We start from the raw sequence: 25,230 nt of genomic DNA, 5'->3' as shown, positions 1-25,230 counted from the left end.
ATCCCTTTCAAGAAAGTTTTTAAAATATCTTTGTATTTCTAATAACTTTGGATTTAATTATAGCTGCAAATTTCAAATTATGTTGTGGACTATCATTCTGATAATAAAATTATAAATATTCATCCAGATCAATAGTGGTCACTTTTCCAAGATGTTTAAAATTATTCTTCAACCATTCTTCTCCCTTTTTGCGCCCTTCTTCATAAAGATGGCTAATAAAAGACCACTCGGGGTTAAGCTTACTGGCTACTGAGGCGGATTCCATTGATACATCTGCGCGAATGGCATGTAAATAAAGTTTCCTGAGGTTGTTTTTGTATTCATCCTTAATCCAACCACTGTCTATCAATTTGGTAACAAAAGCAATCGCCCGCATTTCCCGCATTAATGAAGAATTAAAACTGATCTCATTCACTCGATTTAGAATTTCGGCTGCAGTATCCGGGACATGCTCTCTATAAATAGGATTGATATGAAGAATTAAAATATCCCTGCACTCGGAATTATAAATCAGAGGGAAAATAGCTGGATTCCCCATATAACCACCATCCCAAAAATAATCCTCGCCAATATTCACTGCCTGAAACATGAAAGGCAGGCAAGCAGAGGCCATAACCGCATCAGCAGAAATTTTCTTATTATCAAATACATTGATTTTACCTGTGCGAACATTAGTAGCTGAGATAAATATTTTAATGCTTTTACAGGATTTAATTTTTTCAAAATCTACAATTTTCTCTAATATTTCCTTAAGTGGGTTAAAGTTTAAGGGATTAAATTGATAGGGAGAAAGAATTTTGGTCATCAAATCAAACATAAAAAAGGACATTGAATTTTCAATCCCTATGCCCAATAGTTCTTCCAAAGGAGTTTTTTTAAGTGGGTTGTATATCTGCCCGGCATCGCTCACCATTTTCCAAAATTGATGCAGAGCTTCTCGAGCCCCCTCCTTTCCACCGGTTGCAAATCCATAGGCAAGTACAGCAGCATTCATAGCACCAGCACTCGTTGCAGAAATGGCATCAAAATTAATACGGCCATCTTCAAGAAGTCTGTCAATAATACCCCACGCAAGAGCTCCATGAGCACCACCTCCTTGTAAAGCAAGATTAATCATTTTGATATCCTTTGCCATGATACAATACTCCTGTTCCTTTTGCTGTGATTTATTAAGTATAAGGCAAAGATGCAAGAAATGTTTTCTATCCTATTTGGAATAAAAACAAACCATGTTAAATATTTTTTCATCTTTGAGAAATAAGTTGATGTCCTGTCACAAATCGAAAAATGGTACTATACTAACTACGTTATTTTATTAGACCTCTTGCCTAACCTGATTAATTTTTTAGAGCAAGAAACAAGCATTTTGAGGAGCTGTGTTTGCATGCAGGAATACAATGAAAGAGCCCGGTTAGGCAAGGGGTTTATTAAATAACATATGGATTAATCACATATAACAAAGGATAGGTATCATGAATAATATTTCTAAAATAACAATGGCTGCCGTGATGGCTGCTGGACTTTCAATGGCTACCATACCTGCTAATGCAGATACTCCAAATGATATGGAAAAATGCCAAGGCGTGGCCAAAGCTGGAAAAAATGATTGTGGTACAGCTCAACATGCCTGTGCTGGCCAATCTAAAACAGATGGTTCAACAACTGACTGGATTTATCTACCCAAAGGTACTTGTGAAAAGCTTGTTAACGGTACAGTTAAAAGCTAATTAGAATGTATTCAAATAATTCTATTAATCAAGCCGCACCTTTTTCTGGATGCTCAGGCATTGGATTGCGGCTTGAGCATATCGACGATATTTTAAAAGAGCATCCCTCTGTCGACTATTTTGAAGTCCTGGCTGATAACTACATGAAACAATCAGGAATTCAATTTAAACAATTGCTCAAAATTGCAGAACTTTATCCAATGAGCTTGCATAGTGTCGGTTTGTCTATTGCCACATCCTCTGAACCTGATTACCAATATTTGCAACAAATAAAAGATTTGGCGCATTGTTTAAACTCCAAGCTAATATCAGATCATTTATGCTGGACCCATGCCAATCAATTTTTTACCCATGAATTGATACCGTTTCCCTATACTGAAGAAACGCTCTCATTCATTATTGAAAAAACAAACCGCGTTCAGGAATACCTAAACCAGCCAATAATGTACGAGAACGTATCAAGGTACGTCACTTATCGACAAAATACATTATCTGAAGCCGAGTTTCTCAATGAGTTAAGCGCTGCTACAGGTTGTGGTATCTTATTGGATATCAATAATTTATACGTGAATTGGTATAATCATGGTGATGACCCGGATAAGTATCTTCATTCGATGAATACCAAAAACGTATGGCAGATGCATCTAGGGGGATTTTCAAAACAAGAAGGATATTTGCTGGATAGCCATAGTGATAAAGTATATCAAGACGTTTGGCAGCTTTATGAAAAGGCTCAAAATCTCTTTGTAAACACGCCAACAGTTATAGAGTGGGATAATGACTTGCCTGATTTTTCACTCCTGTATGAGGAAATGCGTAAAGCAAAAACGATAATAAAACGTGTAGCAGAGAGGGGTATAAATCATTATGCATAATACTCTGCTTGAAACAATTCAAAACGAATGGATAGCACAATTCAGAGAGGAATCCCTATCAAATCCCTTAAACAACAGGCTCGCTCTTTCTAATTTTGATGGTATTAGTGTCTACATGGAAAGCCACCATGCTACTTTATTTAATCATTTGAAATCAACTTTTCCTCTCTGTATGCGTTTGGTCGGGGAAAACTTCTGGTACGCTTTATTGCATCGCTATATCAATAATTGCGAATCCACTCAATATGACATTAATCAGTACGGAGATAGCCTTCCTCAATTTATTGCGAATTTTGAACCTGCTAAAGAGCTGCCTTATTTACAGGAGTTATGCTTTATTGAATGGCATTGGCACACATTAAAACTTGCCTCACCGCCCAAATCTTTTGATTTTGAATCTTTTGCTTGCCTAGACGAGATTAGTTTTCAAGCTTTATGTTTTCATCTGACTCCCAATTTAAAAATACTTCATTCTCAATACCCTATTTACCAAATTTGGGCTATGAACTATTTTCAGCAGGATAAACAAATACAAATATCAGGTTGTCCTGAAAAAGTTGTTATTTATCAGCATAATGATTTACCTTGTATTATGCTAATTAGTGAGGAGGAATATCTTTTTCTGGAACATTTATCCTCTGGAAACCAGAGACCATGGCAAAAAGTGGTAACAGAATTAAGTAAATGGATTCACGAAGAAAAAATTGGTGACATTCTAACTAAGGCTCTTCGTTATCAATGGATTAATCATTTTTCACTGGAGGCTATATGAAAGCACTTATAGCAAAAACCTATCTGCTGGCTGATAAAATTTTTGATTTCCTTGCCCCAATTTTTATCCTTATAACCCGCCTTTATCTCGCACAAGTCTTTTTTCTATCTGGCTTAACCAAAATCAGTAATTGGCAGGCAACTCTCTCTTTATTCCAAAATGAATACATGGTTCCTGTCATGTCGCCTACTTTTGCCGCGTATCTGGGAACAGCTTGTGAACTGGGTTTTCCTGTACTGATTACCTTGGGAATTGGATCCAGACTTGTTTTATTTGGACTTTTTCTATTTAACTTATTTGCAGTTTTCTCTTATCAATTCTTGTGGACACCGGATGGTGCAGTTGGGCTTACCGATCACATGCAATGGGGAATCATGATTTTAATGCTTTTATGCACCGGCCCAGGAAAATTATCAATTGATTATTTAATCAGACGATTTTATTTGAAATTAGATAATTAATTGAATCTTTAAACTCCATAGCACGAAACATCAAGCATTCTATACCATCCTCTCTCTAACGAATCAGAGAGGATGGAATTTTGTTATCTTGATTTGCTCCAGTCCAAATCCAGGATTAAAACAATAAAACTCAATCAGAATCCAAATCGTAATGCTGGAATGTTTACCAAAGTCAGCTTATTATATATAAAAACAAACCATTGAATTACTAAATCATGACATTCCAAATTTTACCCTCTTTACTGTCAGCGGATATGACCCGTTTAGGAGAGGAAGTAGATGCCGTTATGAAAGCCGGCGCTGACTTTATTCATTTTGATGTCATGGATAACCATTATGTACCAAACCTGACCTTTGGCCCCGCTTTCTGTGACGCTTTAATCAAAAAATTTCCAAATTTGCCTATTGATGTACATTTGATGACAACCCCGGTTGATACGCTCATCGAAGCATTTGCCAAGGCAGGGGCAAAACGTATTAGTATTCATCCAGATGCTACCATTCATTTAGACAGGAGTTTGCAATTAATCAATAGCCTTGGATGTGAAGCTGGTTTAGTGTTTAATCCAGCTACCCCAATCGACATACTAACCTGGTGTGCCCATAATCTAAAATTTGTTTTGGTAATGACAGTGAACCCAGGATTTGGAGGTCAAAAACTTATCCCTGAGGTTATACCCAAGCTCTCCAAAATTCGGCAAAACCATCCAAACCTCGATCTTTGTGTTGATGGCGGAGTCACACCTCTAAATATTGCTTCATTAGCACAGGCCGGAGCTAACCAATTTGTTGCAGGTTCTGCTATATTCAATAGCAGTAACTATAGTGAAACCATTAATCTAATGCGTGAACAATTAGCAAGCATTTAAAAGTGCCAAATAATTGCCCTCAAGACTTATTAAGAGGAATTATGAAAAGATTATTAATTTTTTTATGTGGGCTTCTCTGTTCTTTAAACTTGTTTGCTTTATCTGGACAAGCCTACATGGACAGATTTAATCGCTATCTTGCATGGTATGAACAGCTTCCTATCAACCCCTCACCACAATTTTTGGAATTTGTAAAAGAGAGCACACCCCTTGCGAATAAATTGCGCGACAAATGGTTATATGAACTGGCTAGAATAAAGGATTGGGAAAATTATAATAAGTATTATCAACCCACCAACGACATAAACCTCAGATGCTTTGCTCAAATTGCCAAATTTAATTTAGGATTATATAAGGAAGCCATAGCAGGCTCTATTCCGATCTGGTTAACTGGAGAGTCCAGACCCCAAGCGTGCAATACCCTATTTGCTTTGCTGTTAAAGCAAGATAACTTTGATCAAAAATTCATTACGCAACGTATAACACTGGCACTGGACAACCGTAATGTTCATCTGGCTCGTTATCTGTTAAAACAATATAAAACACCTCACGACTTAGAAATAAAAAATTTAACCAGTGTTTACGAAAACCCTTCCAATATCTCCAAATTAAACCCTGGTAAATTAAACGATTACTTTTATCTTTATGGATTAAAAAGGTTAGTATCCATCAACATGGATAAAGCGCTGAAATTATGGCAAGAGAAAAAAACTAAAATCATGCTAAATGAGCAGCAAAAACAAGCTTTTCTTGCGCATTTGGCTTTATATAAGGCCATGAGGAATCATGCTGATGCACAAGAATGGTTTGCCAAAATCAAACCTGAATACTACACCGATGTGTTAGTCGATTGGCAAATACGCTTTGCTCTGAAAAATAACAACTGGAAACAAGTTGAGAAATTAATTAACAATGCGCCAAATAAAGAGATGCCTTGTTGGCAATATTGGTTAGCTCGTTCCCTGGAAGAACAAGGGAAAAAAGCAGAAGCGATTAAAATTTATGAGCCACTGGCTAAAAACAGACATTATTATGGTTTCCTGGCCAGCAAACGTTTGAAAAAAAGGCCCAGCTTTGATAATGAAAAACCCACTACCAACAAAGAGATTCTCAAACCCTATCAGCCTGTCATAGCGCAAGTTAAAAATCTTTACAACTCCAAACAACTACTACAGGCATCAAGGTTATTGAATGATTTTATTAGTGAACTACCCAAAGAAGAAGCAAGTGCTCTAGTCTATTGGATAGCCACCGAACTAAAATGGCACGGAAAATCAGTTTACTTAAGCAATAATGACACCCTCAATAATCAATTGGACTTGAGATTTCCATTAGCCTACAAAGACACAATAAAACTATATGCATCCAAATACGCCATACCACCTGAGCTTGTATATGCTATTATTCGTCAGGAAAGTGGTTTTAGAGAAGATGTAACATCCTCTGCTGGTGCTAAAGGGCTAATGCAAGTCATGCCGCAAACGGCCAGTGCTATTTCCAAAACCAGCAAAATACCCTACTCGGATCATAAACAATTGTTTTTATCCCAAAAGAATATCAATATAGGGATTGCTTACTTACAGCACTTAACCAAACGTTTCAGCAACCATCCTGTTCTTGTGGCTGCCGCTTACAATGCGGGTCCGAGACAAGTAGTCTATTGGCTTAAAAATCATCCGCCAAAAGAAATCGATATCTGGATTGAAACACTCCCCTGGCAAGAAACAAGAAACTATCTAAAAAATGTAATGGCCTTTTATATCGTTTATCAGTACCGTTTAAACCAACAGCCTGATATGAATAGGTTTCTAACACCTTTGTAAGAGATATTTTCATGGTAGTAAACGTAAATCGTTCTATAGCCAGCTCTACGTTTGCGAGCTACGCGTCTGACTTTTGCTAATTTAACGTAATGGACAAGGATTATATAAGAAGCTGTCGATATCCAGAGTCCGTTTGGGCTGAGGAGATGAGTAAGCATCGTCTCGAAGCCTTGGTACGAAACATTAAATTCCATACAAGGCTTCGAGACGGCATAAATGCCTCTTCAGCCCGAACGATTCAAGATAATGACCTACCATATCCATAACTTATTACATTAATTTATTGATAAAGTTCCTGATTTTAGAGCATGCGCGGATGTTTAAGCCGACTTTAAACCTCAAAACTTTCCCAGCCTCCACCAAGCGCTTTATATAGACTGATTAACGCGGTCAATGAAGACACTTCTGAATTGATTTCCTGAGTCTCAGCATTCAGAAGGGCAGCCTCTGATTGCAGTAGCGCCAGATAATCATCTTCACCATATTGAAACCGTTTTTTTGCAAATTGAACCGCTCTTTCATTCGCGATGATTGCAGAATGCAAACTATTGCTTGTATCAAGCGATTGGCTATAACGGACAAGAGCGCTTTGAACCTCTTGCAATGCCTCAAGGATAACTTTTTTGTATTGGATTGCTGCTTGCTGAGCAGCCGCCTTCTTACTCTCAACATTAGCTCTAATCTGACCACCATGAAATATTGGTAAACTGACTTGTGGGCCCATGAGCCAAAATCCACTACTGGATTGAAATAAGGTATCAACAGAGGTACTCTGAAAAGCAAGATTGGAAATAGAAAGATTAAATTGCGGGAAAAAGTCAGCAACTGCTACGCCAATTTCAGCAACAGCAGACGCTAATTGCCTCTCTGTCGCTCTTATGTCTGGGCGCTGGCGCAGAATATCTGAACGTAATCCCAAAGGTACTTTACGGGGTGGTTTGGGTAAGGATTGGGGTTTTGCAATATCTTTGAGAATTGCTTGTGGATCTTTACCTAGCATAACCGCAATTTGATAAGCGTTCGCCTGTATTTGAGCAATATAATTAGGTAAAACAGATTCTGTATTTTTTAACTGGCCTTCTGCCAAAGAGACATCGACTTCACTACTAACTCCTGCCGTATAGCGTTGACGAACAAGAGTTAGCGTTTTTCTTTGCAATTCCACATTTTTTTGCGCAATACCATACAATTGTTGCGCGCCGCGTAATTCTACATAACTTCGTGCGATCTCGGCTATCGTAGATAATAAAATAGTGCGGCGCGATTCATAAGCCTCTTCCAGGCTGGCTTTACTTGCTTGAACCTTTCTTCTTGTTTTACCAAATAAATCCAATTCCCATTGCGCATCAAAACCTAAATTATATATCCATTGATTTCTATCAATAAGCGTGTACGTTGGAGAATCGGCAAAAATACCCTCCAATGTGCCTTTACTGATTTGCAAAGAATTAGTAATTGCCGACCCATTGATCTGCGGGTAAAAATTGGCAATGGATATTTGCTTCATTGCCCGAGCTTGACGGATACGAGCCTCTGCTATTTTGATATCAAGATTATTAGTGGCTGCTTCATTAATATATCGGTCAAGCAGGGGGTCGCGGAATGATTTCCACCAAGTTAAATTAATAGGGGCCCCACTGGAATTTTTTTTCTCCACCTTGCTTGTTGGCCATTTTTCCTGAATTTTAATGTCGGGGCGTTGATAATTAGGGCCGACAGTACAGCCAAATAAAAAAGAAATACTGAATAGTAGCACTAATTTTCTGTCCATACTGTTTCTTACTCCATACGCTGTTTAAAAAACCAGCCCGCAATAAATAATGTAACAGCCGCTACCAATAGAAGTGGCCACGTTGTGATAAAAACCTCTAAAGCCGACATACCTTTTAAGAAAATACCAATTACTGCAATTAAGGTGAATTTTAATGGATTAAACCATGTTAAATCCTGAAGCCACTCCGGCATGTTTTCAACCGGCGAAGCGTAACCAGAAAGCGTCACAACAGGCACCATGTAGATAAATACGCCTAAAATAGCTTGCTGCTGGGTTTTACACATAGAAGAAATGAATAGGCCAACACCCACTGTTGACATAATAAAAATAAATAAAACATAAATCATCAATAATGACGAACCATAAAAAGGAACATCAAATAGCCAAACCGCAGCAATCCACATCAAAAAACCTTCTGCCAACCCAATAATAATGGCAGGAATGGTCTTGCCGATAAGAATTTCATAGGGGGTAAGAGGTGACACTAATAATTGATCAAAAGTCCCCAATTCTCTTTCTCTGGCTACGGATAAAGCGGTAACAACAAGAGAAATCAGCATGGATAATATGCAAATTAATGAAGGAACGGTAAACCAAAGATAAAGTAAATTTTCGTTAAACCAACTACGAGTCACCATCACCGGAGGGGTCTTGATTGAACCACTCGTTTTTTGAATTTCCTGATCATAATTTTCAATAATACTATTTATATAACCATTTACAATTTGCGTTGCGTTGGAACGTCGACCATCCAAAATTAACTGAATATTCGCTTGTGAATGGGATTCAATTTTACGAGAAAAATCTTGGGGGATAGTCATTACAACCATTGCTTCCTGGTTATCAATAATAGGCCTGATATCAGACTGTTTTTGAATAAAAAACACCTTCGAAAAAGTTGGTGAGCCTATAAAGCGTTGAATCACTTCATAACCATGCTTTCCAGAATCCTGATTCAAGATGCCTATAGAAATATTTTTGATTTCCATAGTCGCTGCAAAAGAAAAAATCAATAACTGGAGGAGTGGAGGAGCTATCAATACAATTCGCCCCTTGGGATCTTTAAATAAAGTCAATATTTCCTTAATGACAAGAGCAATAATTCTTGTTGTTGGAGATAATCTTGCCATTAGTCAAGCCTTTTTCTGGTTTTATGCGCGGTAATAAAAAAGAATGCAAATCCAATCAGTGCAATCGCAAAGAGACAACGAACCAAAAGAGTCCAAATGTTACCTGTTAAAAACAAGGTTTGCAGGCTTGTCACAAAATAACGTGCTGCAAACAAATGAGTGAGTAGTTGTATCCATTTTGGCATCGAATTGATTTCAAATATAAACCCGGAAAGAATAAATGAAGGCAAAAAAGCAGACATTAAAGCCAATTGCGAAGCCACAAACTGGTCTTTTGCAAGGGTTGAAATTAATAATCCCTGTCCCAGGGCCGCGACTAAAAAAACAGCTGATACTAATGTCAACGCCAAAAGAGTGCCTTGGAAAGGCACTCCATAATACAATGTTGCAATAATGGTGCATAAAAACATCGAGCCCATCCCTAACACAAAATAGGGGATTAATTTTCCCAAGATGATGTCAACAATAGAAATTGGTGTTGCCATCATCGCCTCCATCGTTCCTCTTTCCCACTCACGAGCTATGACCAATGAGGTGAGCAATGTTCCAATCAAAGTCATAACAATAACAATTGAGCCAGGAATAAGAAAGTTTCTGCTTTTCAGCTCCTGGTTGTACCAATATCTCGGCTCCAGATTAATACCAGACTTAACCGTCAGTTGACCATGTTCATAAGCTTGAGAGCTAATCCAGGTTTGCAAAGCCCCAAGCGCATAATTTTCTGCAAAACCGGCAACTTGCGGATAAGAGCCATCAACTATAGTTTGCAGAGTTGGCTTGGGATTTCCACTCAGGCTATTGGCAGTAAACCGTTGAGGGATATCAATAAAACCACGAATTGCCCCATTAACCAAGCCATGACTAAACTCTTGTCTGTTTGTTGAAATGGATACATCCAAAAATCGGGAACTGCTAAAAGATTGAGAGAGACTAACTGTCGAAGAATCGTAACTTTCTAAAGCCAGGCCAAACTTGACTTGATCAGTGTCCAGGTTAACACCATAACCGAAAATAAAAAGCAAAATTAAAGGCAATACAAAGGCAATTAATATAGTACTGGGATCACGGATAATTTGCAGAGTTTCCTTAATGACCAAAGCCTTTAGAAAGCGAATATTCAACCACTGTTCTCCCTGTGTTAGTGTACTGGCTCTTGCAACTCATCCAATCGGATTAACTCGATAAAAGCGTCTTCTAAAGTAGGATTGGGTAATGTAGAGCTACGTACTTTATCTTTTAAATCATCAGGTGTTCCTGTGGCAATATTTTTCCCCCTGTAAATAAGAGCGATACGATCGCAATATTCCGCTTCATCCATAAAATGAGTGGTTACCATCACAGTCACACCTTTATTCACCATACCATTAATATGTGTCCAAAACTCGCGTCGGGTCAATGGATCTACTCCCGAGGTCGGCTCGTCAAGAAATAACACATCAGGCTCATGCATTACGGCACAAGCCAGGGCGAGACGCTGTTTAAATCCTAATGGAAGCTCGCCCGAATTTTGCTTTAAGTGTTTTTTAAGATCAAAGATTTCAATCATGCTGTTAATCTGTGCGTCCTGCCTTTTTCCGGATAACCCATATAAGCCAGAAAAAAAGCGCATGTTCTGCAACGCATCCAGGTGACTGTATAGTGAAAATTTCTGAGCCATATACCCAATGCGGCTTCTTGCTTCTGAGGATGAAGTTTTCAGATCAAGCCCCATCACAAAAGCTTGTCCTTGAGTAGGTTGCAATAAGCCGCACATCATTTTAAATGTGGTTGATTTACCGGCTCCATTAGGACCTAATAAACCGAAAATTTCACCACGTTTGATTGTAAATTCATTATTCGAAACGGCAGTAAAACTGCCAAAACGTTTGGTTAAGCTCCGAGCCTCGATGATAGGCTTGTCACTATGAGGCTTTTCAGTAATATGCTCGGCTAATAAAGAGCGACCGCTTATTTTAGTTTTCAGACTATCAATAAAAGCGTCTTCAAAACGCGGTTCAACATCTTGAAAGGTAACTCCAGGTTCCCGAGTTATACCATCCAAACTTGGCTTTATTTTTTTATCACTAATGACAATACGAATATTCTTACCTTGAATGACACCATCAATGACTTCAGGAGTATTAAGGGCATTCATTAGAGCTTGGCGACGATTTAACAGGGAAACACCGCAAATTTGAAAAGTCCGGTCTTTGGTTTTTTGCAAAAAATCTCCCGGTTTTCCATGGTATATTGGCTTTCCAGCATTAAGTAAAAGAATTTGATCACACTTTTCCGCCTCATCAAGATAAGCTGTTGACCAAACAACACCCATACCCTTTCCAAGTAGTCCCTGGACCATAGTCCACAACTCCCTTCTGGAGATTGGGTCAACGCCAACACTCGGCTCATCAAGTAATAGGAGCTTAGGTTCACCCATTAAGGCACAAGCCAGTCCTAACTTTTGCTTCATTCCTCCTGAGAGATTGCCTGCCAGACGTTTCTGAAAAGGCTCCAGTGCTGTAAATTTAAGTAATGTTCTAAATTGCTCTTCACGTTTCTCTCCATGCAGATTCCTAAGTTCAGCATAAAGCCTCAAATTTTCTATAATGGTCAAATCTTCGTACAAACCAAATTTTTGCGGCATATAGCCGGTAATCGCATGAATTTTTTCCGAGTCCGTTTGGGTATTCAGATTATCTACTGTAATTGTTCCTTGCGTAGGCATCATCAGGCTGCATATAAGACGCATAAGAGTTGATTTTCCAGCCCCATCCGGTCCAACCAAACCCGTGATTTGCCCCTCAAAAATTGTTGCAGAAACATTATCTAACGCAGGATCAAGGTTTCCGGGAAAATATTTACTGACTCCATTAATACTTACAAGTGGCTTTGAGCTATTCATTACTATGAGTTCGCTTTTAAATGGATTTTCACTGTAACAGGCATTCCTTGCCGTAATCCATTATCAGGTTGATCAATGACTACTCTTATACGATAGACAAGATCAGTTCGCAATTGAGTTGTTTCAACAATTTTTGGCGTGAACTCTGCCTGTGGAGAGATAAAACCAATATGCCCCTTATAGGGTTTTTCTGGATTGGAATCCGTGTAAACCAAGGCGTCCTGTCCCGGATAAACTTTACCTAAAAAAGGTTCATCAATGTAAGTTCTTACCCATACCGGATTATCAATAGCCAGGGTATAAACTGGCTCCGCAACATTAACAATGGCTCCTGGTTCCTGAATTCTGGTGAGTATCGTCCCGTGAGTAGGAGCATGAATTTCTGTATCGTTAAGTGATATTTGAGCTTTCTCAAGATTCGCTTTAGCCACAGAAACTTCGGCGCTACTCGAATCCTTCATCGCAACAGAATCATCAAAAAGCGCTTTTGAAACAGCGCCGTTATCAACCAATTGCTCACGTCTTTTATAAGTTCTGCTTGCATTTTTTTGATTGGCAATCGCTTGTTCCAATTGTGCTTTCGCCATTTCCAGATTAGCTATGAAAGTATCTTTATCAAGCCTGGCGAGTACTTGCCCCTTCTTAACATGAGCTCCTTCATCAACAGCCATAGACAGAATACGTCCTGAGACACGAAAGGATAATGAGACGTCACGTATATCAACATTTCCGTAAAGGGTAAGCCAATTTTGATTTTCTTCTTGTTTGACAAAGCCGTACGCGAACCAAATTGCTGTGATGAAAAAAAGTGCGATGACGATGCTTATTGCTATCGCTTTTTTACTCATATAGTTCTCCATGAATTACTTGGCGTACTAACCCTTTGCCCGCATTATATTTTTTATCAAGAAAGTATAAATAAAAACTCATAATGCCATAATTTACCATTTAAAAATAGTTTTAAGCTAAGGCTCTTTGAGAAAGAAAACCTGGTTAATAAACCGAAGTAGCGAGGTATAAAAACAAAATTCATCCAGAGACACCTCTATACAATCAGAAACGGCAAATTCTTAAGATAAATCACATGATTCTACATGCGCACAACAAATAATTGGGATTTTCAAGATCATTTAAGATTAATTTCTTATCGTTGTTAATAATTAAAGAACAGTAATATTTTTCTCGATTGGCAATGGCATTTTTTAATATGCCCTGTAAAAATATAAAGCGTTGGATTGCGAAATTTAATGAGATGCTTAATAATGATTAAATTATTGATTATAGGAGTGGATATGTCACGCAAATTAGCTAAAACACGAATCCTTGGTTATGGATTAATGATTTGCTTTCTTGCGGGCTGCTTTCATCCTCCTTATAACAATTTTCAACCCGATCGCCGATCTGTTAAAAGAGTTGGAGTAGATACAGGGATTGGAGCTGTAGCTGGCGTAATCGCCAGTGGTACCGCTTCAGGAACGCTTATTGGAGCAGCAGCTGGCGGTACCGTAGGCCTGGTTGCGAGTATCTACAGAGACAGCAAACGCAAAATTATCAGAGATCTGCAAAAACAGGATATTCAGTATGTTGAATATGGGGATACCAGAACATTAATTATTCCTACAGACAAATATTTCATGTTTAGCAGCCCCCGCCTTAATGAAATATGCTATCCTGGCTTAAACAATGTCATCAGGCTGTTAAATTTTTATCCTCAAAGTACGATTTATGTTGCCGGATTTACTGATAATGTCGGATCACGCAGCCATAAGAGAAAACTTTCTCAAGCGCAAGCTGAAACAATGATGACTTTTCTCTGGGCTAATGGTATTGCAGCCAAAAGACTAAAAGCAGAAGGCTATGGAGATAAGAATGCGATTTCTGACAATGCTATTATTCATGGAAGCGCTCAGAACAGAAGAATCGAGATCCAGTGGTTTACAAGTCCTGCTCAACCACCACAACCACAAATGGCTTATGTAAAATAAAGGTTTATTAATGCGTTCAAGATTTATAGGCGGCATCTTATTGATAGTTGGTACCTCCATTGGTGGAGGGATGTTGGCTCTACCAGTAGCTAATGCAGCAACCGGTTTTTGGCAATCTTCTCTGTTTCTTCTGATCTGCTGGGCCTTTATGACCTTTGGTGCCTTTTTCATCCTGGAAGCAAATCTCTATTTGTCCAGAGGAAAACACATGGTTTCCATGGCCAAGGCAACTCTGGGCGATTATGGGTTACTTACTGCCTGGATTAGTTACCTTTTCTTATTGTATACCTTGCTTTCCGCTTACATTTCCGGCGGCGCTGATGTATTGAACAGTCTATTGTCCAAAGTCAATTGGCATCTGAGTGATTGGCAGGCAAGTTCGTTATTTACTTTAATTTTTGGCCTGGTGGTATATGGTGGCATCCATTCCGTCGATGTTGCTAACCGCGCTCTCATGTTCGGTAAATTAGCCGTTTACTGCATACTTGTTATCCTGATTACCCCACACATCGAATTTCACTATTTTCAACATGGTGATTATCGACAAATTGGTGGCGCAATTATGATTTTAATTACTTCCTTTGGTTTTGCTATTATCGTGCCAAATCTGAGAGATTATTTTGATGATGACATTAAGACATTAAAAAAAGTCATTTTTATTGGATCATTAATACCTTTGATATGTTACATAGCCTGGGATGCCGTAATTATTGGTTCGCTCCCTTCAGCAGGCACTAGCGGACTTGAAAGTCTAATGCAAAATCCGCGTACAACCAGCGCGTTAGCCAGTTTGTTGACTGATAAAGTTGAAAATACCACAATCAGCGCCCTCTTTAATTTTTTTACCTCTATTTGTATGTTAACTGCCTTTTTAGGTGTATCACTTTGTTTATTTAGTTTTCTTGCCGATGGCTTAAAATTGCGTGAGCGAGGCCGCCATGGATTTGGTTTATTTGTTTTGACTTTTTTGCCGCCTTTACTCATCGTCATTTATTATCCCGGGGCTTATATTTATGCTTTGCGCTACGCCGGCATATTTTGCATCATATTACTACTATTATTGCCAGCCCTAATGTGTTACTTTGGCAGAAAGCGTTACAAATCGCCCTTTTTGGTTCCCGGGGGTAAAATATCACAGTTCTCAGTGATTATTGTTTCTGTAGCGTTGTTGACACATGAATTTATTACACTTTTTAAATAAATGGATTAATGTTATTACTGGCTTTTTTACTTTTTTAGCAGGTAAAACATTAAAACTTAATAGACAGGATGCATAAATTGAACGTTTAGGCCATTTGAGCTGAGAAAATGGCTAATGTCTGCGATAAGGAAGTTGACTTTTGTTGAGGAACAAAGTATCATTTTGTTCTATATTTGTACTGTTTTTTGGGTTATACTTCGTGATCAATTCAAAATTAATTGGCGGTATATTACTAATAGTAGGCACTTCGATTGGTGGTGGTATGCTTGCACTACCTGTCTCTACAGCCGAGGTGGGATTCGCAAACTCATTATTTTTCCTGGTTTTTTGCTGGTTTGTGATGACCGCAGGAGCTTTGTTAATTCTTGAGGTAAATCTGCGGCTTCCGGCAGGCAGCAATATGATTTCAATGGCGAAATCAACCTTGGGCCTACCAGGCCAGGTGATTGCCTGGATAACGTATCTTCTGCTTCTATACACCTTGCTGGCAGCCTATATTTCAGGTGGAAGCGATGTATTCAGCAGTTTACTGCACAAGGCCCATATTAACTTACCCAATTGGATAACCTCGGTAATATTTACTGCCTTGTTCAGTTTAATTGTATATAGTGGCATACGCTCGGTAGACTACGTTAATCGTGGGCTTATGTTTGGCAAGCTAGGCGTCTATGTTTTATTGGTTATCATTATCAGCCCGCATGTATCAACAGCCGGATTAACAGGTGGATCGGCGAAAGCCTTTACTGGTACTCTCATGATCTTGGTTACCTCTTTTGGATTTGCGTCCATTGTGCCCAGTTTACGTGATTATTTTAAAGATGATATTCGTAGTCTGCGTCGGGTTATTTTGTTTGGCTCGCTTATCCCATTATTCTGCTACATCGTGTGGGATGCTGTGATTATGGGCGTTATATCACGCGAGGGAGAAAATGGTTTATTGTCCTTAATGAACTCGGATCATGCAACCAGTGGTCTCACAGAGGCGCTTAGCCAATCGGTAAGCAGTCAGTGGATCAGTGGTTTTTTTGGTTTTTTCACTTCTATCTGTATGGTTACCGCATTTCTGGGAGTTTCATTAGGATTATTTGATTTTCTTGCTGATGGATTAAAGCTTAAAAAATCTGGCAATCAAGGCAAGTATACCTTGGCTCTCACATTTCTACCCCCATTGGCAGTTGTGTTGTTTAACCCAGGCATCTATCTGCATGCATTAAGTTATGCTGGGGTTTGTTGTGTCATCTTACTGCTGTTATTACCTGCTATCATGGCGTGGAAAGGAAGGCAAACCTGTAGCCAATTGCCATCAGAAACTCATTTGGTTCCCGGAGGAAATACAGCCTTAGTACTTATAGGTTTCATTGCCATTGGCTTGCTCATTATTGCAATAATGTATTAATTTAAAGCCTGGGTATCACTTTAAGCAATATAAATTTGGCAAGCTATAAAACAAAATTAACTAGTTAAAGGATTAATCCTCATCCAAGATGAGGAACCTGTGTTCATTATTCTGTTATTTATCCTGAAAATAAGAGATACTTCATTCTAAAATATTGATTCTATAAGTTATGGCAAAAATCAGACCTTTTCTGAAATGGGCAGGAAGTAAATACAATTGTTTAAATGAAATTATCTCGTCATTGCCAACTGGTCAGCGTTTGATAGAGCCATTTGCCGGTTCCGGTGTGGTTTTTATGAACACCAGCTATTCATCCTACCTACTGGCCGAAAGCAATTCTGACCTGGTTAATATTTACAAAGTTCTGCAAATAAATGGCGAATCCTTTATAAACTATTGTCAACAATATTTTACTCCCGAAGCCAATTGCAAAGAAAAATATTATGAGTTGCGAAGTGAGTTTAATAATTTAATGGATTCAAATCAAAAATCAGCAGTTTTTCTCTATCTTAATCGGCATGGATATAATGGTTTGTGCCGATACAATTCAAAAGGAAAATACAATGTTCCTTTTGGTCTTTACGAAAAACCTTATTTTCCACGCAAGGAAATGATGCTGTTCTATAAAAAATGCTCTTCAGCCCAGTTCATTCACGGGGATTTTAGAAACACTTTTGCTTTAGCTGAACCTGGTGATGTCATTTACTGTGACCCACCCTACGTGCCACTAACCGCAAACAATCAAACATTACCCTATAACCAAAAAATATTTTCTTTAGAAGATCAAATTGAACTGGCCGAATTAGCTCGGGAAACAGCCTCCAAAGGGATTCCTGTCATCATATCGAATCATGACACTGAATTTACACGACATTATTACAAAAAGGCACAGATAAAGAGTTTTTATGTGCCGCGCTGGATAAGCTGCAGAAGTCAGTTACGGCTACCCGTCAAAGAGCTGGTTGCGATATTCAACCACCCATACTGACAAAGGCCAAGGATGACCTTTGCCAAAATTAAGATTAAGAATTACTGGAGTGGTCCTTATCTTTAATAAAGAAAGCCAAAATAGTTACCAAAAGTAATGAAATGGGTAATATTGAAAGTGCGACTTGATAATCATCAACAGTATAGATATGTTCACCTGCCACTATACCGCTATCGCCAAATGTATCCAGTAACTTTCCCACGAGTGGTTGAAAAACAGCACCAGCAAGAGAAATAATCATATTGGTTACCGCAAAAACTGTCCCTGATAATTTGGCACCGCTGCATTCCTTAGCCATAATAAAAACTATAATTTCAGTCGCACTGAAAACGCCATACAAGAATAGCAATATGTTCAAGGTAAGATAGGATAGGCCAGGCCAATACAAAACAAAGCTAATGCATACCAATGATACTATCGCACCAATCACCAAAGGCAATAATCGCCTGCGCGTGATATCAGATATGTACCCAGCCAAAGGAGCCCCTACTGCCCATCCCAGAAAAACAGCAGAAACAGTTTTTGCGGCTTCAACTTTGGTTAAATGATGAGCTTGTTCCAAATAAGTTTTACCCCATAACTCTCCAAATACTGATAATGAAGTATAAAGGCAGGCCCCAACAAATCCAATAAGCCACACTTCATGAGACATAAGTACTTTAAGTACATTATGAAAAAACTCAGGCCAAGGATATTTATTAGGCTGATATCCTTCTGGACCATCTCTAACAACAAAGAATGTCAAGATACATAGTGCAGAACCAATCATAGCAATGTACATTAAAACATGATCCCAACCTATGATCTCGGACCATTCTGTTATTTTGATTTCACCATAAACCAGTCCTAACATACCTAGCGTAGTAATCAAACCAGCAACTAAAGAAAAATAACGACGGGGCAGCCAATGCAAAGCCAGTGATAAAACACCAACAAAAGCGAAGGAAGATCCAAATCCGACCAGAAATCGACCAATACCCACCAGTACAATCGACCAGGTCAAAGTAAACATCCAGGAGCCCAAGGCACAACACAAACAGGCAAAAGTCAAAAGTCGTCTCGGCCCATAACGATCCATTAACATCCCTACGGGCATTTGCATAGGTGAATATGCAAAATAATACAGGGCTGAAATCTGCCCAAAAGTGGTTGCAGAAATATGCCCTAAAGCCGTACTTAACTCCGTTTGCAAAGCCCCCGGAACAATTCTGAGAATAAATTCATAACAGTAAAAAACAGCCCCGATAAAACAAACCAGGACACCATATGAAATTTGTTTTTTAGTAGTCATATTATTTAGGTGCTTTTGCATGAGTTTCTTTTAAAAAGAAAGTTAAAATGGCTGCTATCAATATACCTAATGGAATAATAGATAAGGCAAACTGATAATCATCAACAGTATATAGTTTACTCATGTTATCCACTGCAATGCCAGTAGTATCACTTAAATGAGTTGATAAGCTGAAGTCTAATAAATGTCCTACCAATGGTTGCAAAAACATTGCGCCGAGCATGACTATCATATTAGTCACCGCCATTGCTGTTCCAGCCGCTTCACCAGGGCTCAACTCTCTACCCACGGCAAAAACTATAGCTTGGGCACTATAAAGCAATCCTAGTAAAAACATTAAAGCCTGAATATTGGATTCATTTAACCCGGGCAAATATAAAATCATCATCATGACAATTGCTGCGCCACTAGCACCAATTAGCATTGGGAATTTACGTCGATACAAGCGATCTGAAATATATCCCATTATTGGGGCACCAATAATAAATCCCAAAAACAGTATGGAATTAGCTAATCCTGCCGCTTGGGTAGTTAAACCATGGGCATGGTGTAAATAGGGAATACCCCATAATTCTGCAAAGACCGTAGTAGGCAGGTAAACTAAACAACCATACATTCCATTGACCCATATCTGCCGGCTGGTAATAATAATTCCCAGATCAACTAACCCTTTCTTAAGAGTGGGAACTGTTCCGCTTTGCCTGTGCTGACCCTTCCTATCCTTGATCCCAACCCACAAGACTAAAGTCAATACAATACCGAAAGCTGCGGTCATGTTAAGTGTCTTAACCCAACCCATTTTAACGATGAACAATTCCAGAAAGTTATCGCCCAGCATAGCACCTATAGGGCCTAATGCGGACGTCAGACCAGATATCATAGCCAGTCGGTTTTCAGGTAACCAAAGAGTAGCGATCTTTAACACCCCAACGAAGGCGAAAGCGGAGCCAAATCCAACTAAAAAGCGACCTGTTGCAGCCACCCAGAAAATAGTTGTCCCAGTAAACATATACGTTCCAATAACGCATACCAAACAGGCCATTGTTAACAGTCTCTTCGGCCCATACCTGTCCAATAGAACCCCAACTGGCAATTGCATAGGAACATAAGCTACATAATAAATTGAAGAAAGGAAGCCAAAACCAGACGCCGATAAATTAAAATGAGTCCTCAAAGCGTTTTCCATTACACTTGGTGCAATGCGTAACAAATACTCATAACTATAAAATATTGCCCCCAGCCCACAAAGTAGCCATCCTATCATTGCATAGTTAGTTCGGTTTTCAGTATGCAAAATTATCTCCTTAACAATTAGTCAAGTATTTTTAAATCCAATTTTATTTCCCATTTCTGCATCCCAGCATATCTTATAAGCGCACAAAAGCTCATCCTGCAGTCTTCCAGAAAACCAGCGATGGCTTTCAAAGAATTTTCCAAGATATCCTTTGTTTAAACGCTAATAAGACCTAAACTGCTTACTTCTATAAGGTGAATTTATTACCTTATAAATTTTTAAATTGACTCGCGCCACTCGCTATCGCAGCTTTCGCTACAGCAGCAGGGACCCTCTCTTTAAGGCGAGGATCGATAGGCTTTGGAATAATATAGTCAGGTCCAAAATCCCAATTCACAACTCCTGGGTAATTGTCCTTCACTACCTGAGGAACAGGCTCATGTACCAATTGACGAATAGCTTCAACAGCTGCAATTTGCATGGCCTGGTTAATACATGTGGCACGTACATCTAATGCACCACGAAAAATATAGGGAAAACATAATACATTATTAACTTGATTAGGATAATCACTTCGTCCTGTTGCCATCACCAGATCCTTACGCACACTATGAGCCAATTCGGGTTTGATTTCAGGATCAGGGTTAGATAACGCAAAAATCACTGGATTGGGTGCCATCAAACTTAATAAATGGGCATTCAGCAAATCTGGCCTAGCAACGCCAATGAACACATCAGCATCAATCAAAGCATCTTCAAGTGTACGACAGGAAGTATTTCTGGCAAAAGCAAACTTATAGGGATTTAAATCCTCACGGCCCGAATGAATAACTCCCTTAGTATCCAGAAGAAGCATATTACTTTTTAGAGCCCCTAATGCCACAAGAAGTCGCATAGAAGCAATACCAGCAGCTCCAGCGCCCATGCAGACAATTTTAATGTCGCTTAATTTCTTGTTCTGTAGTTCCAAAGCGTTTAACAAGCCTGCTGCAACTACAATGGCAGTACCATGTTGATCATCATGGAATACAGGAATATTCAACTGCTCGATCAAAGCCTGTTCTATTTCAAAACACTCTGGAGCTTTGATGTCTTCCAGATTTATGCCTCCGAAAGTCGGGGCAATGCGCTTTGCTGTAGCAATAAAAGACTGTGGATCCTCGGCATCGATTTCTATATCAAAGACATCCAGATCGGCAAATCGTTTAAATAATACCGCTTTGCCTTCCATCACAGGCTTACTCGCTAAAGGTCCAAGATTTCCCAAACCTAGCACTGCAGTACCATTGGTCATCACTGCAACCAGATTGCCTTTGCTGGTAAAACGATAAGCATTTTCGGGCGCTTCCGCTATAGCTAAAACTGGCGCAGCGACACCCGGCGTATAGGCCAAAGACAAATCATCTTGAGAATTAGTCGATTTTGTAAGATGAACAGAGAGTTTCCCAGGAACAGGGAACTCATGATAATCCAATGCCCGCTGCTTTATTACTTCATTATCCAAAGTGCATACTCTCTATTTCAGATCACGCGGTGAAAACATCATATTAAAAATTTGAATTTTTAATCCTCTCTTAGAGAAAAGGCACAAAAAATTTGTGCCTTTATTAAAAATTCAAGAATTAAAATATTATTCTTTTGATTTGGCTTGTCCAGTACGCATATTATACCTGTCACGGAATTTCTGAACACGGCCACCAGTATCAACCAACTTTTGTTTGCCTGTATAAAAAGGATGGCACATTGAACAGACTTCTATGTTCAAATCTTTACACAAAGTAGAACGAGTTTCAAATACTTCACCACAGCTGCATGTTACTTTAACTGTTTGATAATCAGGATGAACTGATGCTTTCATAATACCACTCTCTTTTAGTTTCAAATAAGTATCGCCACCTGGACTCTATTGCCAAGCACCATACTCTACACAAATCAGTCAAAACAATAGCAGAAATGATCTCATAAAGCAATTTTTTCTCAAACAGCTCAGACATTTATAATTCTAACTCAACCCAAACCGGTGCATGATCTGAAGGCCTCTCTACTTTTCTTGGCTCTTTATCAATTTTGGATTGTCGACATAAAGCATTTAATTCATGGCTCAATAACACATGATCAATGCGCAAACCACGATTACGTCGAAATGCTGCGGCTCTATAATCCCACCAGCTAAACGCCTTTTCTTCCTGAGCAAAATTACGGAAACTGTCATGAAAACCCAAATCAAGTATCTTCATGAATGCTTGTCTTTCAGCAGGACTAACCAAAACACACCCCTCCCACTCGACTGGATCATGGACATCCCGGTTTTCAGGCGCAATATTAAAATCACCCACAACTGCTACTTTGGAATAAATGCTTAACTGATGTTGAATAAAACAAGTTACTTTCTTTAACCAATCCAGTTTATATTGGTACTTGTCTGAGGTCAGTTCTCCTCCATTAGGGACATAGAGGTTAATCAATCTTATTCCTTTTACCGTAGCAGCGAGGATACGCCGCTGAGGATCTTCCAGTTCTGGAATATCCGTTTGAATATCTGTCAGAGGATGTCGACTAACAATAGCCACCCCATTATAAGTTTTCTGACCTGAAAAAATGACTTGATATCCTTTGTCTGTGAATGAAGCAGCTGGAAAATTCTCATCAGTCAACTTAGTCTCTTGCATGGCAAGCACATCAACTTGTGAAGACTCAAGCCATTGCAAAACCTGTTCCAGACGGACTTTTAATGAATTAACATTCCAGCTAGCGAGTTTAAACACACCAGTCTCCCTTGTATTCAATCATTAAAGGGGCATGATCCGAAAAACGTGCTTCGCGAAAAATTCGGCTGTCCGCGACATATTCCGTCAGACCAGGCGTAATCACCTGATAATCAATCCGCCACCCGACATTCTTTTCCCAGGCTCTAGCTCGATAAGACCACCAGGTATATTGCTCTTCTTCCTGATTATGTACCCTAAAGGCGTCTACAAACCCCATAGTACCAAACAACTCATCCATCCAGGCACGCTCTTCGGGTAAAAATCCCGAGTTTTTCTGATTTCCCCGCCAATTTTTTAAATCTATCTTTTTATGGGCAATATTGTAATCACCACAAATAATTAATTCTCGGCCTTCATTTTTTAAATTCATCAAGTGTCTGGCAAATTGCTCCAGAAAATCATATTTCACTTCTTGTCGATCCTCACCACTTGTTCCAGAAGGCAAATAAAGTGAAACCACACTTAATTTAGGGTAATCAAATTGGATATAACGCCCCTCTTTATCACAATAATCAAACCCTAGCCCCTTCACAATACGCACAGGTTTATATTTGGAATAAATGGCTACCCCACTGTAACCTTTCTTTTCGGCATCAAAATAATCACAAAAATAATCCCGTGGGAAATAGAGTTCTTCCGGAATTAATTGCTCGACTTGTGATTTCGTTTCTTGAATACAAACAAAATCGGCATCCAGCCCCGCAAGCCAATCATAAAACCCATTACGAGCAGAAGAGCGTATACCATTGGCGTTAAAACTAATTACTTTCATTACTTAGGGTACTCCGCTGTCATTACTGAACGGTTAAATATTAATTTTACCAAATTTAGGATTCTTCTAAACATCTGACAATACTCTCAAGTGCATCCCCTGTTCTCAATAACACGTCATCATTCCAAAACCGCAAAACCTTATAGCCCAATGAACTAAAATAGGCACTCCTGTCTTGATCATACTCTATATTTAAAAGATGTTGCCCACCATCCAATTCAACAATCAGTTTTCTCTGAATACAAACAAAATCGACAATATAATTTCCAATAGGAACTTGTCTTTTAAATTTATATCCTTTTAATCGATGCGCTCTTAGACAGTACCATAAACATTTTTCAGCATCAGTGCTCCTTTGTCGGAGAGATTTTGCTTGTTTCAATAATTTAGCATCAGTTGGAACCACTTATTTCCCTCTCCCCACCCCTCTCCCGCGAATCATAACCTAATTTTTTATACAATTTCTTTCGCGGGAGAGGGAGTTTTTGTTTAAATATCAGTATCAATCAACTCACATAACCATCAACTTTAAGAAAGCTTTAGTTTCATTAAGGATCCCCTCGCCCCTTTGGGGAGAGGGGAAATAAACAGCCAAACCCTCTCAAACCTTCAGTCTCATTGCTACACGTCCCAGTCTTTCCCCCAAAGCCTTAGCCAACGTGATCTCATCTTGACTTATTGGATTATCGTTATCAGCACCAGCCACATGAGTTACTCCATAAGGCGTGCCACCAGACTTCGTACTGGTTAGGGTAGCTTCAGTATAGGGAACACCCAATAAAATCATGCCATGATGTAACAAAGGAATCATCATGGAGATCAAAGTCGTCTCCTGTCCACCGTGCATACTTGCCGAAGAGGAAAACACACAAGCCGGTTTGTTTACCAAATCCCCTCCCAGCCACAAAGAAGTAGTTCCATCCCAAAAATACTTCATGGGAGCAGCCATATTACCAAAGCGAGTCGGGCTACCTAAAGCCAGACCATGACAATGACGCAAATCATCCAAAGAAACATAAATTGCACCAGAGTCAGGAACAGGTTTATCCACTGCTTCACAGGTGGTAGAAACAGGAGGCACGGTACGTAACCTGGCTTCAATCCCAGACACACTTTCCACTCCACGAGCGATATATTGTGCTAATTGTGCCGTTGCTCCAGTGCGGGAATAGTATAAAACCAAGACATAAGGATTAGACATAATACTGCTCCATAGCGCTTCTTGCCTTTTTTATCATGTTAACAACGCGAAATAAATTTCAAGGCTTATTATTGAATGAACG

24 protein-coding genes are annotated in these 25,230 nt (G+C 39.1%); 10 read left to right on the top strand and 14 right to left on the bottom strand.

Features of this window, described 5'->3' with window-relative positions:
* Window positions 1-109: 109 nt before the first annotated feature.
* Window positions 110-1,135: a patatin-like phospholipase family protein gene (locus tag EL201_RS03475; RefSeq protein ID WP_027223719.1), complete on the bottom strand. Its 1,026-nt coding sequence runs from the start codon at window positions 1,133-1,135 to the stop codon at window positions 110-112.
* A 337-nt stretch (window positions 1,136-1,472) separates the two neighbouring features.
* Here EL201_RS03475 and EL201_RS03470 point away from each other — a divergent pair, with 337 nt between their 5' ends.
* The 6 genes from EL201_RS03470 to EL201_RS03445 all read left to right on the top strand — a co-directional run bounded on the left by EL201_RS03470 (window position 1,473) and on the right by EL201_RS03445 (window position 6,527).
* Window positions 1,473-1,727, top strand: a complete 255-nt coding sequence (locus tag EL201_RS03470; protein ID WP_010946406.1) for a BufA1 family periplasmic bufferin-type metallophore — start codon at window positions 1,473-1,475, stop codon at window positions 1,725-1,727.
* Between the two features lie 5 nt (window positions 1,728-1,732).
* On the top strand, window positions 1,733-2,602 hold the full coding sequence (bufB, locus tag EL201_RS03465) for an MNIO family bufferin maturase (protein ID WP_027223718.1): 870 nt from the start codon (window positions 1,733-1,735) through the stop codon (window positions 2,600-2,602).
* Window positions 2,595-3,374 carry an HvfC/BufC family peptide modification chaperone gene (locus tag EL201_RS03460; protein WP_027223717.1) on the top strand — a complete coding sequence of 260 codons (780 nt, stop codon included), beginning with the start codon at window positions 2,595-2,597 and terminating at the stop codon, window positions 3,372-3,374. Before bufB ends, EL201_RS03460 begins: the two co-directional genes overlap by 8 nt.
* Window positions 3,371-3,835 carry a DoxX family protein gene (locus EL201_RS03455; protein ID WP_027223716.1) on the top strand — a complete coding sequence of 155 codons (465 nt, stop codon included), beginning with the start codon at window positions 3,371-3,373 and terminating at the stop codon, window positions 3,833-3,835. Before EL201_RS03460 ends, EL201_RS03455 begins: the two co-directional genes overlap by 4 nt.
* Before the next feature lie 215 nt (window positions 3,836-4,050).
* Window positions 4,051-4,704, top strand: a complete 654-nt coding sequence (rpe, locus tag EL201_RS03450) for a ribulose-phosphate 3-epimerase (RefSeq protein WP_027223715.1) — start codon at window positions 4,051-4,053, stop codon at window positions 4,702-4,704.
* A 41-nt stretch (window positions 4,705-4,745) separates the two neighbouring features.
* Window positions 4,746-6,527 carry a transglycosylase SLT domain-containing protein gene (locus tag EL201_RS03445; RefSeq protein WP_027223714.1) on the top strand — a complete coding sequence of 594 codons (1,782 nt, stop codon included), beginning with the start codon at window positions 4,746-4,748 and terminating at the stop codon, window positions 6,525-6,527.
* A gap of 331 nt (window positions 6,528-6,858) precedes the next feature.
* Here EL201_RS03445 and EL201_RS03440 read toward each other — a convergent pair whose 3' ends face one another.
* The 5 genes from EL201_RS03440 to EL201_RS03420 are packed head-to-tail and all read right to left on the bottom strand — an operon-like array spanning window position 6,859 to window position 13,160.
* Entirely contained in the window at window positions 6,859-8,298 is a 1,440-nt protein-coding gene (locus tag EL201_RS03440; RefSeq protein ID WP_027223713.1) for an efflux transporter outer membrane subunit, read from the bottom strand.
* An 8-nt stretch (window positions 8,299-8,306) separates the two neighbouring features.
* Window positions 8,307-9,431, bottom strand: a complete 1,125-nt coding sequence (locus EL201_RS03435; RefSeq protein WP_027223712.1) for an ABC transporter permease — start codon at window positions 9,429-9,431, stop codon at window positions 8,307-8,309.
* Window positions 9,431-10,552 (bottom strand): ABC transporter permease, encoded by a 1,122-nt coding sequence (locus EL201_RS03430; protein ID WP_027223711.1) that lies wholly within the window; start codon window positions 10,550-10,552, stop codon window positions 9,431-9,433. The genes EL201_RS03435 and EL201_RS03430 overlap by 1 nt, the downstream gene beginning before the upstream one ends.
* A 17-nt stretch (window positions 10,553-10,569) precedes the next feature.
* Window positions 10,570-12,312, bottom strand: a complete 1,743-nt coding sequence (locus tag EL201_RS03425) for an ATP-binding cassette domain-containing protein (RefSeq protein ID WP_027223710.1) — start codon at window positions 12,310-12,312, stop codon at window positions 10,570-10,572.
* A 2-nt stretch (window positions 12,313-12,314) separates the two neighbouring features.
* Window positions 12,315-13,160, bottom strand: a complete 846-nt coding sequence (locus EL201_RS03420; protein ID WP_027223709.1) for an efflux RND transporter periplasmic adaptor subunit — start codon at window positions 13,158-13,160, stop codon at window positions 12,315-12,317.
* Window positions 13,161-13,604: 444 nt separating this feature from the next.
* Here EL201_RS03420 and cmpA point away from each other — a divergent pair, with 444 nt between their 5' ends.
* The 4 genes from cmpA (at window position 13,605) to EL201_RS03400 (ending at window position 17,882) form a co-directional block, all read left to right on the top strand.
* Window positions 13,605-14,297 carry a C-OmpA-like family protein CmpA gene (gene cmpA / locus EL201_RS03415; protein WP_027223708.1) on the top strand — a complete coding sequence of 231 codons (693 nt, stop codon included), beginning with the start codon at window positions 13,605-13,607 and terminating at the stop codon, window positions 14,295-14,297.
* A gap of 10 nt (window positions 14,298-14,307) precedes the next feature.
* Window positions 14,308-15,498, top strand: a complete 1,191-nt coding sequence (locus EL201_RS03410; RefSeq protein WP_027223707.1) for an amino acid permease — start codon at window positions 14,308-14,310, stop codon at window positions 15,496-15,498.
* 199 nt (window positions 15,499-15,697) lie between these two features.
* Entirely contained in the window at window positions 15,698-16,894 is a 1,197-nt protein-coding gene (locus EL201_RS03405; protein ID WP_027223706.1) for an amino acid permease, read from the top strand.
* A gap of 169 nt (window positions 16,895-17,063) precedes the next feature.
* Window positions 17,064-17,882 (top strand): Dam family site-specific DNA-(adenine-N6)-methyltransferase, encoded by an 819-nt coding sequence (locus EL201_RS03400; RefSeq protein ID WP_027223705.1) that lies wholly within the window; start codon window positions 17,064-17,066, stop codon window positions 17,880-17,882.
* A gap of 34 nt (window positions 17,883-17,916) precedes the next feature.
* Here EL201_RS03400 and EL201_RS03395 read toward each other — a convergent pair whose 3' ends face one another.
* The 8 genes from EL201_RS03395 to wrbA all read right to left on the bottom strand — a co-directional run bounded on the left by EL201_RS03395 (window position 17,917) and on the right by wrbA (window position 25,148).
* Window positions 17,917-19,194, bottom strand: coding sequence for an MFS transporter (locus EL201_RS03395; RefSeq protein ID WP_027223704.1), 1,278 nt, complete (start codon window positions 19,192-19,194; stop codon window positions 17,917-17,919).
* Complete coding sequence (locus tag EL201_RS03390) at window positions 19,175-20,467, bottom strand: MFS transporter (protein ID WP_027223703.1); 1,293 nt, start codon at window positions 20,465-20,467, stop codon at window positions 19,175-19,177. The genes EL201_RS03395 and EL201_RS03390 overlap by 20 nt, the downstream gene beginning before the upstream one ends.
* Window positions 20,468-20,675: 208 nt before the next feature.
* Window positions 20,676-21,911 (bottom strand): malic enzyme-like NAD(P)-binding protein, encoded by a 1,236-nt coding sequence (locus EL201_RS03385; protein WP_027223702.1) that lies wholly within the window; start codon window positions 21,909-21,911, stop codon window positions 20,676-20,678.
* A 126-nt stretch (window positions 21,912-22,037) separates the two neighbouring features.
* Window positions 22,038-22,265: a 50S ribosomal protein L31 gene (rpmE, locus tag EL201_RS03380; protein ID WP_010946387.1), complete on the bottom strand. Its 228-nt coding sequence runs from the start codon at window positions 22,263-22,265 to the stop codon at window positions 22,038-22,040.
* 136 nt (window positions 22,266-22,401) lie between these two features.
* Window positions 22,402-23,172, bottom strand: coding sequence for an exodeoxyribonuclease III (gene xth / locus EL201_RS03375; protein ID WP_027223701.1), 771 nt, complete (start codon window positions 23,170-23,172; stop codon window positions 22,402-22,404).
* On the bottom strand, window positions 23,165-23,947 hold the full coding sequence (locus tag EL201_RS03370; protein WP_027223700.1) for an exodeoxyribonuclease III: 783 nt from the start codon (window positions 23,945-23,947) through the stop codon (window positions 23,165-23,167). Before EL201_RS03370 ends, xth begins: the two co-directional genes overlap by 8 nt.
* 55 nt (window positions 23,948-24,002) lie before the next feature.
* Window positions 24,003-24,353 carry an endonuclease domain-containing protein gene (locus EL201_RS03365; protein WP_027223699.1) on the bottom strand — a complete coding sequence of 117 codons (351 nt, stop codon included), beginning with the start codon at window positions 24,351-24,353 and terminating at the stop codon, window positions 24,003-24,005.
* Between the two features lie 195 nt (window positions 24,354-24,548).
* A complete protein-coding gene (wrbA, locus tag EL201_RS03360) occupies window positions 24,549-25,148 on the bottom strand; it encodes an NAD(P)H:quinone oxidoreductase (RefSeq protein ID WP_027223698.1) in 600 nt (199 codons plus the stop codon).
* Window positions 25,149-25,230: the final 82 nt, after the last annotated feature.

It is taken from the genome of Legionella pneumophila subsp. pascullei, from assembly GCF_900637585.1.
Taxonomy (GTDB): Bacteria; Pseudomonadota; Gammaproteobacteria; order Legionellales; family Legionellaceae; genus Legionella; species Legionella pascullei.
The sequence above is the reverse complement of the archived record's forward strand: the minus strand, read 5'-3'. Positions and strand labels throughout refer to the sequence as shown.

Bases quoted from the DNA above. Each gene is read 5' to 3' on its own strand.
- EL201_RS03475 (WP_027223719.1), bottom strand. From the start codon at position 1,135: ATGGCAAAGGATATCAAAATGATTAATCTTGCTTTACAAGGAGGTGGT.
- EL201_RS03470 (WP_010946406.1), top strand. From the start codon at position 1,473: ATGAATAATATTTCTAAAATAACAATGGCTGCCGTGATGGCTGCTGGA.
- bufB (WP_027223718.1), top strand. From the start codon at position 1,733: ATGTATTCAAATAATTCTATTAATCAAGCCGCACCTTTTTCTGGATGC.
- EL201_RS03460 (WP_027223717.1), top strand. From the start codon at position 2,595: ATGCATAATACTCTGCTTGAAACAATTCAAAACGAATGGATAGCACAA.
- EL201_RS03455 (WP_027223716.1), top strand. From the start codon at position 3,371: ATGAAAGCACTTATAGCAAAAACCTATCTGCTGGCTGATAAAATTTTT.
- rpe (WP_027223715.1), top strand. From the start codon at position 4,051: ATGACATTCCAAATTTTACCCTCTTTACTGTCAGCGGATATGACCCGT.
- EL201_RS03445 (WP_027223714.1), top strand. From the start codon at position 4,746: ATGAAAAGATTATTAATTTTTTTATGTGGGCTTCTCTGTTCTTTAAAC.
- EL201_RS03440 (WP_027223713.1), bottom strand. From the start codon at position 8,298: ATGGACAGAAAATTAGTGCTACTATTCAGTATTTCTTTTTTATTTGGC.
- EL201_RS03435 (WP_027223712.1), bottom strand. From the start codon at position 9,431: ATGGCAAGATTATCTCCAACAACAAGAATTATTGCTCTTGTCATTAAG.
- EL201_RS03425 (WP_027223710.1), bottom strand. From the start codon at position 12,312: ATGAATAGCTCAAAGCCACTTGTAAGTATTAATGGAGTCAGTAAATAT.
- EL201_RS03420 (WP_027223709.1), bottom strand. From the start codon at position 13,160: ATGAGTAAAAAAGCGATAGCAATAAGCATCGTCATCGCACTTTTTTTC.
- cmpA (WP_027223708.1), top strand. From the start codon at position 13,605: ATGTCACGCAAATTAGCTAAAACACGAATCCTTGGTTATGGATTAATG.
- EL201_RS03410 (WP_027223707.1), top strand. From the start codon at position 14,308: ATGCGTTCAAGATTTATAGGCGGCATCTTATTGATAGTTGGTACCTCC.
- EL201_RS03400 (WP_027223705.1), top strand. From the start codon at position 17,064: ATGGCAAAAATCAGACCTTTTCTGAAATGGGCAGGAAGTAAATACAAT.
- EL201_RS03395 (WP_027223704.1), bottom strand. From the start codon at position 19,194: ATGCAAAAGCACCTAAATAATATGACTACTAAAAAACAAATTTCATAT.
- rpmE (WP_010946387.1), bottom strand. From the start codon at position 22,265: ATGAAAGCATCAGTTCATCCTGATTATCAAACAGTTAAAGTAACATGC.
- EL201_RS03370 (WP_027223700.1), bottom strand. From the start codon at position 23,947: ATGAAAGTAATTAGTTTTAACGCCAATGGTATACGCTCTTCTGCTCGT.
- wrbA (WP_027223698.1), bottom strand. From the start codon at position 25,148: ATGTCTAATCCTTATGTCTTGGTTTTATACTATTCCCGCACTGGAGCA.